The organism is Actinomyces provencensis, from assembly GCF_900155435.1.
GTDB classification, from domain to species: Bacteria; Actinomycetota; Actinomycetes; order Actinomycetales; family Actinomycetaceae; genus Pauljensenia; species Pauljensenia provencensis.
In genome coordinates, this window is sequence record NZ_LT700212.1 from 3,187,015 (window position 1) to 3,193,014 (window position 6,000).

The window sequence follows — 6,000 nt, forward strand, 5'->3', positions numbered from 1 at the left end:
CTGCAGCAGGTAGCAATAGCGCGAAGATCGCTGCGATAACGACTGCAGTTCTGGAAGTCGTCCTCACGAGTATCTCCTTTTTCCGGAATGAGTTCGATTGGATTACAAGAGAGACGGCAGTAGGATAGGAGTTTCCGATCCTGTCTCTGAGCGCAGCCTGTCGAGGCTCGGACTCAGCTTTCCCGGTCCGTCTTTCTGTGGCCCATTGTGCTCTGAGGTGGGACGTGACAGACATCCCCAAACGGGGACCATTTCGGCCTCCGTCAAGCTCTTCAACGGTTCTCCTCTCTTCACGTGGAACACCGGCTCCGGGTCGCAGCAGAAGTGGGGAGGGAAATCCGGGCACCTTGACCTGGTCGGTCCCCACGATGGAATGCTGGCCCGCAGCGTCCAGTTTCTTCACACTCGCAGAACTCCTGGACCGGGGATGTCAACTCCCCCTCGGAGTGGGCTGCGCCGCCGTTTCCGATTGCCCCTCCGACAGAAGTTCGGGTCCTGCCCCGGTGACTCCCTCGATCATCCGGTGGCGAGATCGTCATCGGCGAGCGGAGGCTGCCTTCGTCCGGGAGCGTCACTGGTTGGTACCGTCGTGGTCTCGGCTCCAGCGGCGTCGCTGGTTGTCGGTCGCCCGCTGTTTCACCTCACGGACGTCATCCTCGAAGACTTCCCGTGACATCTCCTTCGTCGCGTCCCATTTCTGTGCGGCCTCCTCACGGGTGATCGTGTGCTTCCACGGCCGAACCCACAAGACCTCAGCGAGCTTGACGATGCCGACGGCCGCGCTGCAGGCCAGCCCCGCAGAGACCGTGCCCAACAGCACCCACCCCGCGACGAACCCGATGGTGAAGCTCGCACCCACGGCGAGGACATGGTTGAGTTTCGTACCGGGATCGTCCCGGCGGTAGTGGAGCATGAAAGCCCTGTCCATCAGGGTTGCGAGAATCTCCACCACCAGTACGGCCACGACAATCGTGAAGACGAGGTCCCCGAAAGGACGTCCACCCACGGGCGGAAGGAAGGTGGCCCCCCATAGGAGGAGCACCATGAGAGGCACCAGAAGTGCCCCCGTGAAGAGATGACCGAAGAGAGGGGCAGAAAGACCAATGGGCTCCCAGTCCTCATCCTGTTCCCGTGAGGCGGGCACATCGGTCATCGGCTCTCCTGAGAGTTCATGGAAGCTGAGGAGACGTGGATCCTCGTTCACTGGACTCCTCCTGTGTGCTTCCCTGTCGGTCTCGTCGCGGTGGCTCGGACCACGATCCCCAGACTCCTCACCGTGGTCGCCGGGCGCTCGTGCCGGCTGCGGCAGGTGTGCGGTCCCGGGGGAGTCTCCGAGGGTGCTCCCCCCATCGGCAAGTGTCGTCGGTGCTCGGCGGCGGTTCCATCCCCAGATGGGGACCATTTCCACCGTTCGCCGTCGATGCCCGTGTCGTTCGTAGCAGGGCGGTGCTCTCCGGTGACAGATCGTCCGCTGCACCCAGTGCCCGTTCCACACGTACAGGACCAGTGGCACAGTACCTCCATGGGCATGCACATGGACATGAGGTCTTTCCACGAGGTCAACTCCCGATCACTGCTCCTCCCGTACGCACTCGGCCTGATCGTCGCCATGGTCGTCATCCAGGCCGTCGTGGCATTGACGGGCGGGACGATCACCGTCCTGGTCGGCGCGCTCACGGCTCTGGTGGCACTGGGCATCGCGATCTGGTTGGTGCTCCACCGCCAGGAGCTCCGCCACGTCCGATTCGGTACCGTCGTCGCCCACACCATTGCCTTCGTGACCGTCACGACCTTGTTCAATCTGCACGCCTTCCTCCGCGTGGCGGTTCTCGGGGCGCAGCAGGGAAGACTCGATGGCATCCCCGTCCAGACGTGGTCGACCTGGTTCGGTCCGACCCTGGCGATGAGCGCACTCTGGGGCCTCGGCCTGCTCATCCATCTTGTCGGATCGGTCCTGGGCCGCGGTTGGGAGGACTGAGCGTGTCCGGGCATCCCGGGGAGAAGCAGGAGTGGGTCGAGGACCGGGTCTCCTCCTGGGTGGAGACGTACAAGAAGTCCATGCTCACCCCCGTCATCCTCTCCCTCGCGTCCGCGCACCAGCCGATGAGCATTGCCGACATCGCCGCTGGCATCGCCTCGACCACGGGATGGCAGGTGACCGAACGAGGCCTCTACCGCACGCTCAAGCGCCTCCAGGCCGAAGGGCTGCTCCACGGCACCGACGTCGACGCCCCGCGCACCGGGGCCAAGCGCCGGGAACTCTCCCTCACGGACCTCGGGGCGGAGTTCCTCGCCGGCGTCACCGAGCACCTCATCGATCCCTCGTCCATCGACTGACCGCCGGGAACGCGGCCGCCCGAGACCGGGGACCTCTGACCTGCCGAGTTCCGGTGAACCCGGATGCTCCTGCCCGGCCGGCCCGCAGCCCCGAACTCCTTCGTCGATCTTCGCTCCGCCGACCCAGCCGCGGGTCCTCACACCGCGCCCTCCCACGACCCGCGATCCGAACAGTCCAGTGACGGAGCGCACCCGTCCCCTAGGATTGCCGAGGACGGCCCCAAGCCGTCCTCGCGGGGACCCCCGCGACACCGGAGGAGGGGACGTCCAATGCCAGCCGTGATCGTGCTCGGGACCCAGTGGGGCGACGAGGGCAAGGGCAAGGCCACCGACCAGATCGGTCAGCAGACCGACGTGGTCGTCAAGTACAACGGCGGGAACAACGCCGGGCACACCGTCGTCATCGACGGCGAGAAGTACGCCCTCCACCTGCTGCCCGCCGGCATCCTCAGCCCCGGCGTCACCCCCGTCATCGGCAACGGGGTCGTGGTGGACCTGGAGGTGCTCTTCCAGGAGCTGGAGGAGATGACCTCGCGCGGCATCGACTGCTCGAAGCTCGTGATCTCCTCCGACGCCCACATCATCCCCTCCTACAACAAGGTCATGGACCGCACCACGGAGAAGTTCCTGGGGGACCGCCAGCTGGGCACCACCGGCCGCGGCATCGGTCCCACCTACGCCGACAAGATGAACCGCATCGGCATCCGCATCCAGGACCTCTTCGATCCCTCGATCCTGGCCCAGAAGGTCCGCGGCGCCCTCTTCGACAAGAACCACCTCCTCACCAAGGTCTACGGCCTCGAGGCCATCGACCCCGAGGCCGTGACCGCGGAGCTGCTCTCCTACGCGGACCGGGTGCGCCCGATGGTCGTCGACGCCTCCCTGGTGGTCAACGACGCCCTGGACCGCGGTGAGACCGTGCTCTTCGAGGGCGGCCAGGCCACGATGCTCGACATCGACCACGGCACCTACCCCTTCGTCACCTCCTCCAACCCCACCGCTGGCGGCGCGCTGACCGGCACGGGCGTCGGGCCCACGCGCATCGACCGCGTCGTGGGCGTGGCCAAGGCCTACACGACGCGTGTCGGCGAGGGGCCCTTCCCCACCGAGCTGTCCGACGAGGTCGGGGAGGCACTGCGCCAGAAGGGCGGTGAGTTCGGGGTGACCACCGGGCGCCCACGCCGCACCGGGTGGTTCGACGCGGTGGTCGTGCGCTTCGCGAGCCGGGTGAACGGCCTCACCGACATCTGCCTCACCAAGCTCGACGTCCTCTCCGGCTACCCGACGATCCCCGTGTGCGTCGCCTACGAGGTCGACGGGAAGCGCGTGGACGAGATGCCCATCGACCAGACGTCCTTCCACCATGCGGTCCCCGTCTACGAGGAACTGCCCGGATGGGAGGAGGACATCACCGGGGTGCGCACCTTCGAGGACCTCCCAGCCAACGCCCAGTCCTACATCCGCTTCCTCGAGGAGCAGTCCCGCTGCAGGATCTCCTCCATCGGCGTGGGTGCGGGACGCGAGGCGACGATCGTGCGTTTCCCGCTGCTGGGCTGATCCAGGGGCCCCGGTGACGGAGCAGCTGGACGAAGAGGCGACCCGGCAGGGGGGACAGGACTCCTTCCGGTCGGGGCACGCCCCGGGGCCCGGGAGCACGCCGGACGCCGGGGGCGTGCCACGGACCCCCGCCCGCCCGCCGCGTCCCACCGGCGCACCCGTCCGTTTCCTCCGCCTCTTCGCGGACATGGTCACACCGACCAATGTCGCGGTCCTGGTGGGACTGGCCATCATCGGTGTCACCGGGATCCTCGGCGGCTGGCAGGCGATCGAGGAGCAGCCGCAGGACGTGCCCGTGGTCGCGGACGGCGAGACCGTCCGGACGGGCCCCTTCGCCATCACCGTCCGGCAGGCCATGTGGGCGCAGGACCCGGGGGACTTCGGTCTGCCCGACCAGGGTGAGGCACTCCTGGTACTGCGGGCGACGGTGGAGAACACGCACGGGAGATGGGTGGAGGCGTACGTCCTCTCCGATGCGCTCTCGGGCAGTCTTCCCGGCGTCGACCTCGTCCCCCAGTCGGGACTCTTCGCGAACTCCCGTGCCACGGACGGTGGCATCGGGACACCCACCCTGCGACGTGCGGTGGACCTCCAGTACGCCTCCACCATCCAACCCGGACTGGCCCAGGACTACTGGTTCGTGTGGGAACTGCCCCCGGACACGCAGCGGACCACACACCTGGACCTGACCTTCCACTCCCAGACCTGGCGCGCCTCCAGTCTGGACGGTCACCTCTTCTGGACCGACCGGGTGCTCAGCGGCCACCAGGAGGTCCTGCTGGACGCCGACGGGGAGGTCCACTGAGATGGCACGCACCGTCCCCCGGAAGTTCCTCGCAGGAGTCGTCATCCTCACCGGCCTGGCCCTCGGCTCGGCCATCGACTCCCACATGCCCTCCACCTCCGATGTCCTGGCCCGGCCGTTCCTCCACCGGGCCGTCGTGGGTCAGACCGTTGCGATGCGGACGGCCGAGGTGAGCGTGACGGGTGTCTCCTCCGCCCGTTCCGTGGTCAGCCACGGGCGCGAGTTCTCCACGGAGGGGACGTGGCTGCTCATCGACCTGCAGGTCCTCGCCCTCCACGAGCCCGTGCCCGTCGCCGGCATGGAACTCGTCACCAGTTCCGGCCTCGTCCTCGGCGGGAGCGGCGACGTCCCCTTCGTCTGTTCGACCGCCCAACCCGGGGTGACCCAGGACTGCCGGGTCGCCATGGAGCTCGCTCCCGAGGAACTGCCCGGCCTCGAACTGCACGTGCCCGCCTCGGGCGAGGCGGGCTCACCGGGGGACGACATGATGGTCGTGGACCTGGGCATCACGCCCGACAGTCCCGCGGTCACCAGTCCGGCCGACCGGGTCGAGATCGTGCGCTCCTCCTTCGGAGGTGGCTCGTGAGCTGGTGGCGTGTGAACCGCTGGGGTCTCCTCCTCGTGCTCCCCCTGCTGGCCGCAGCGTTGGCCGCCGGCTCCTTCCGCCTCGTCACCCTGTACCTGCCGTGGTTCACCTCCCCTGGAACCCATGTCGAGGGCGCAGTCACGGTGACCACCGACTCCTCCTTCGTCGTCTATCCCGACGGTGAGGAGTACACCGCGACGTTCACTCCGCTGGACATCGTCCCCGTGTCCTCGGCCCCCGATGACGCCTACCTGGGTGACGGCAGCGACCTCGCAGCCGCGCCCGGGGCACGCCTGTGGCGCCTGACCACACAGGTGGAGGCCGACCCGGCGATGTCCCTGGTGGAGTGCCGCATCTCCCTGCTCGGGCCCGACGGGACGCACTACGTCGCGGGACTGGCCCAGACGACCTCCGACGGCTCGGTGGTGGTTCCCGCGTTGAGTGCCGGCAGCTGCGTCCCCACGGGGACCCCCGGGCCCTACTCGGACCTGGACGGTCGTGTCCAGCCGGTGGCGGAGGGCGAGGAACGCCCCGCGACGTACACGATCGACACCTATGTCGCCGTCCCCTCCACCGTGGTCCCGGACCGCGTCCGGGTCGACATGAGCATGGGTGGCCACTGGACCGTCGACACACCCGGGGCCTGAGCGGGTCGGGGAACGGGCCCCGGGGTGCTCAGACGCCGGGAGGGCGGAAGTCCCCGGGGTCGGTGGAG

General features: G+C 68.0%; 7 protein-coding genes. 6 read left to right on the forward strand and 1 reads right to left on the reverse strand.

What is annotated here, in order from left to right:
* Window positions 1–571 precede the first annotated feature (571 nt).
* The gene (locus tag BQ9890_RS13805) at window positions 572–1,204 is read right to left on the reverse strand and encodes a hypothetical protein (protein ID WP_143226362.1); all 633 of its coding nucleotides are present in this window, start codon (window positions 1,202–1,204) and stop codon (window positions 572–574) included.
* Between the two features lie 318 nt (window positions 1,205–1,522).
* On the opposite strand from BQ9890_RS13805, the gene BQ9890_RS13810 reads away from it, so the two are divergent.
* The 6 genes from BQ9890_RS13810 to BQ9890_RS13835 all read left to right on the forward strand — a co-directional run bounded on the left by BQ9890_RS13810 (window position 1,523) and on the right by BQ9890_RS13835 (window position 5,932).
* On the forward strand, window positions 1,523–1,978 hold the full coding sequence (locus BQ9890_RS13810; protein WP_143226364.1) for a hypothetical protein: 456 nt from the start codon (window positions 1,523–1,525) through the stop codon (window positions 1,976–1,978).
* 2 nt (window positions 1,979–1,980) lie between these two features.
* Window positions 1,981–2,337, forward strand: coding sequence for a PadR family transcriptional regulator (locus tag BQ9890_RS13815; protein ID WP_230297966.1), 357 nt, complete (start codon window positions 1,981–1,983; stop codon window positions 2,335–2,337).
* 270 nt (window positions 2,338–2,607) lie between these two features.
* The gene (locus BQ9890_RS13820; protein WP_075892313.1) at window positions 2,608–3,894 is read left to right on the forward strand and encodes an adenylosuccinate synthase; all 1,287 of its coding nucleotides are present in this window, start codon (window positions 2,608–2,610) and stop codon (window positions 3,892–3,894) included.
* 115 nt (window positions 3,895–4,009) lie between these two features.
* Window positions 4,010–4,699, forward strand: coding sequence for a hypothetical protein (locus tag BQ9890_RS13825; RefSeq protein ID WP_143226366.1), 690 nt, complete (start codon window positions 4,010–4,012; stop codon window positions 4,697–4,699).
* Window position 4,700: 1 nt separating this feature from the next.
* Entirely contained in the window at window positions 4,701–5,285 is a 585-nt protein-coding gene (locus tag BQ9890_RS13830; RefSeq protein ID WP_075892317.1) for a hypothetical protein, read from the forward strand.
* Complete coding sequence (locus BQ9890_RS13835) at window positions 5,282–5,932, forward strand: hypothetical protein (RefSeq protein ID WP_075892319.1); 651 nt, start codon at window positions 5,282–5,284, stop codon at window positions 5,930–5,932. Before BQ9890_RS13830 ends, BQ9890_RS13835 begins: the two co-directional genes overlap by 4 nt.
* The last annotated feature ends 68 nt before the right edge of the window (window positions 5,933–6,000 follow it).